Source organism: Pseudobacter sp. (genome assembly GCF_051955275.1).
Classification (GTDB): domain Bacteria; phylum Bacteroidota; class Bacteroidia; order Chitinophagales; family Chitinophagaceae; genus Pseudobacter.
In genome coordinates, this window is the sequence record NZ_JBQCGW010000304.1 from 1 (window position 1) to 3,164 (window position 3,164).

Consider the following 3,164-nt stretch of genomic DNA (forward strand, 5'->3'; position numbering starts at 1 on the left):
TGGGCATTGCCTATGGCATTTTATGGTTTGTCTAAGGGGAAAACATTTGCCGCCAATCCTTCCATACAATACAGAACAACCCTGGGAAAAGGGAATCTGTCTGTTCAGCTCATAGGGAATTATGAAAGCACAACTGCGGGTGGAGAAACTATAACAGGTATGGGATATGCTAATGATGGCCTGATGAAAAGTCATAATAATGCAGATCCTCTTTTCAAAACAGTTATTCAATCCTTGAATCAGTACAAATATGCAGCCTTGTCTGCCATTGTAAATTATAACTGGGCAAATAAATATGTCATTAACCTGAATGGCAACCGTGATGGATGTTCACGTTTCGGCCCGGGCAGGCAGTTCGGCAATTTTGGATCCGCAGGGGCCACCTGGATCGCTTCTGAAGAAGAATGGATGAAAAAGCTTTTGCCATCCTGGTTCAGTCTTGTCAAATTCAGCGGTAGCTACGGAATTACAGGAAGCCAGAGTATTGGTGATTATGAATATCTATCAAGATGGGCGTCTACAACAGGGGTTAATACTTTTGCCAGTCAGCCCAGGTATAATGGTTTGAATGTGTTTCATCCTTTAAGAGCCCTGAACCAGGACTATCAATGGGAGAGCACTACAAAAACAGATTTCTCTGTGTGGCTGGGCTTTATGAATGACAGGTTGAATGTCAGAGTTTCCACCTACCGGAATGTAACGGGCAATCAACTTGCAAGGGTGCCAACCCCCGAATATACAGGGTTTACAGATGTGGTGAGGAACTGGGACGCAAAGCTTGCGAACATGGGCATTGAAATGAGCTTGTTATGGAATGTACTTTCCGGAAAAGATTATGGACTAAATGTTTCATTCAATATCTCCAGGAACAGGAACCGTCTGCTGGACTTCCCGAATCTTGAAACTTCTTCCTACAAGAATAATCTGAAGATTGGCAATTCAACCAATATAGTTTATCTACTGCGCTATACCGGAATTGATCCTGCCACAGGGTCCTATACATTTGAAGATTTGAATAAAGACGGCAAGATCACAGCAGGAAGTGAACTTATTCCCAATCAGCCTGGAGATGACCGGCAGGTATTCATTGATCTGAACGAAAAATACAATGGTAATTTGGGGATACAATTCCGGTACAAATCATTGTCGTGCAATACCAACATTTATTTTGTCAACCGGCTCCGGAAAAACCCTTACCTGGTTTCCGCGGTAGGCACACGTGGCAATATAGTTTTGCCTAAAGAGATTGCAGACAATCACTGGCAGTATCCCGGGCATCAGGCCAAATATCCAAGGTATACCAATAACTCTTCATTACTGGGGCCTATCGAAAAATCTGATGGTGGTTTCGTGAACGGGTCTTATATGCGCATGCAAAACCTGTCGCTGGGTTACAGCCTTCCGGTTAAATGGTGTAAGAAGATCGGCGCCAAAGAAGTCAGCTTCACGCTCTCTTTACAGAACCTCTTTACTATTTCTCCGTATACAGGTCTGGATCCGGAGCTTGAGGCATCCATTTTTGCCGCTCCTATTGCAAGAACGGTCAGTACCGGATTACGTGTCAACTTTTAAAAACTGCTTATGTTCAAATATAATATTTTCCGACTCTTCATTTTCCTGTCTGTAATAACGCTGCTGAATAGTTGCAGTAAACTGATTGAAGTGGATCCCCCCATCGATACGATGACAACCCGTGAGGTTTTTTCCAATAGCAGGCAGGCAGAATGGGCCGTTGCCAGCATCTATTCAAAAATGGTCAATGGAACAATCCCAACATCCTGGGACGGGGAAGTGCTGAGCTGGTTTTCTACCGGTTTATCCACCATTCAGGGAGGACTGTCTGCAGACGAGCTGGTTAATTTGGTAAACCTTGATGCAAATCAGGAAGACCAATTTTCCCGGCAAAATAAATTATCTGTTCGCGCCCCGGGAAGAACCACAAAGTTATGGACATCCTGCTATAAGATCATTTATGATGCCTGTGCAGTACTGGAGGGGCTGGAAGCCTCAACGTCTTCATCCCTTACTGATAGTGTCAGAAAACAACTGACCGGTGAAGTACTGGCGCTGAGGGCATTCAGTTATTTCTACCTGGTGAATTATTTCGGGGACATTCCATTAGTGCTTACTACTGATTTCAACCAGACAGTTGCTATTCCCCGTTCTTCCACCGCCAGGATCTATCAGCAGATCAGGGAAGATCTGTTGAAAGCTGGCTCACTGCTGAGAGCCGATTTCGCGCATGCGGATAATGAAAAAGTACGGGTCAATAAATGGTTTACGGAAGCGCTGCTGTCACGCGTTTATCTGTATACAGGCGAGTTTCAGAAAGCCATCAGCAGTGCCAGCGCAGTGATTGAGCAGTCAGCACTTTTTGGTATTGAGAATAACCTTTCGGATGTTTTTAAGAAAAATAGCAGGGAAGCAGTGCTGCAGCTCAAACAAAATTCAGACCCTCCTAAAAACAATAGTTTTACTCCCGAGGGTAATTGGTTTTACAAGCCAGCTCCTTTCAGACCTAATTATTTTATCAGTGATGAACTGATGAACAGTTTTGAGCTGAACGACAAGAGGCGAGGCGAGTGGACCACACTTAACGATACAGGTTATGTGCCTGCCAAGTACAGGAATATCCCTGGACAGGACTATTATATGGTAATCAGACTGGCGGAGCTTTACCTTATCAGAGCTGAAGCAACTGTGTTACTGAACCCTGCAAATGTAAATGATGCCATTGCCGATGTAAATATATTACGCAAAAGGGCAGATGTGGGAGAACTGCAGAATGACCTGCCTGCCAACATGGTCATTGAAGCCATTGCACACGAAAGAAGGGTGGAGCTGTTTCTGGAATGGGGCCATCGTTGGTTCGATCTGAAAAGAACTGGAAAGGCACATGATGTATTGTCTGCCATTTCTTATAAACAACCATGGTGGGGCAACTACCAGTTCCTGTATCCTATCCCTGAGAATGAGATAAAGCTTAATGGACAACTGGTACAAAACCCCGGATACACTTCATTTTAAAAGATAAATCATGTCAAATAAATATTCCCTGTCGTTCCGGTCTGCAAATGACCGGATCAGGATACTTACAGCCTTTATTTTTTTGTCGTCGGTATTGCTCTTATCCGGTTGCAGTAAAAAAGAAGTGAGTCCTGCCA

At 44.1% G+C, this 3,164-nt stretch carries 2 protein-coding genes; both read left to right on the top strand.

From position 1 onward, the window contains the following. The coding region (locus tag ACTHMC_RS27030; RefSeq protein WP_440418117.1) for a hypothetical protein at nt 1-1,572 on the top strand (1,572 nt) is incomplete at its 5' end. Nucleotides 1,573-1,581: 9 nt separating this feature from the next. Next, entirely contained in the window at nt 1,582-3,027 is a 1,446-nt protein-coding gene (locus ACTHMC_RS27035) for a RagB/SusD family nutrient uptake outer membrane protein (RefSeq protein ID WP_440418118.1), read from the top strand. The last annotated feature ends 137 nt before the right edge of the window (nt 3,028-3,164 follow it).

Bases quoted from the DNA above. Each gene is read 5' to 3' on its own strand.
- ACTHMC_RS27035 (WP_440418118.1), top strand. From the start codon at position 1,582: ATGTTCAAATATAATATTTTCCGACTCTTCATTTTCCTGTCTGTAATA.